The organism is Spiribacter sp. SSL99, assembly GCF_009805925.1.
Classification (GTDB): domain Bacteria; phylum Pseudomonadota; class Gammaproteobacteria; order Nitrococcales; family Nitrococcaceae; genus Spiribacter; species Spiribacter roseus.
Genome location: NZ_MAOM01000013.1, coordinates 1 through 513 on the forward strand (window position 1 = coordinate 1; position 513 = coordinate 513).

Below are 513 nucleotides of genomic sequence, written 5' to 3' on the forward strand. Positions count from 1 at the left end.
CTGGCCTCCAGCAGCGTCGATGTGGTGGTGCTGATCCATCAGCTCGAATTCACCGCCGCGCCGCATCAGGTGATCCGCGAGGCGGCGCGGGTGCTCGCGCCCGAGGGGCATCTGCTGGTGATGGGCTTCAATCCCCACAGCCTGTGGGGACTGCGTCGCATCGTCGCGACGGGCCCCGGGACACCGCCATGGTCGGGCCGGTATCTTGCACCGCGACGCGTCGCCGACTGGATGCAGCTGCTCGGGATGGTGCCGCGCCGCCCCGAGGGGCTGGCGATCCTGCCGCCGCCGCTGCGCCGCTGGTGGCAGCAGCAGCACACGGCCCAGCTCCACCGCGGCCGCGAGTCGCTGGGGCCGGGGCTGAGCTGGATCGGCGGCGTGAATCTGGTGATTGGCCAGAAACGCGTGAACGGGACGGCCAACCCGCCGCAGCAATGGCGACGGCGATTCGAACTCATCCCCGGCGGGCTGAACCAGGCCGGTGCCGGGGCCACCCGCAGTCAAAGGGAGAGC

1 protein-coding gene is annotated in these 513 nt (G+C 71.3%); it reads left to right on the forward strand.

Annotated features, from left to right (window positions below; translation table 11 throughout):
- On the forward strand, window positions 1–513 hold a 513-nt coding region (locus tag BA899_RS03685), incomplete at both ends, for a class I SAM-dependent methyltransferase (protein ID WP_159299764.1).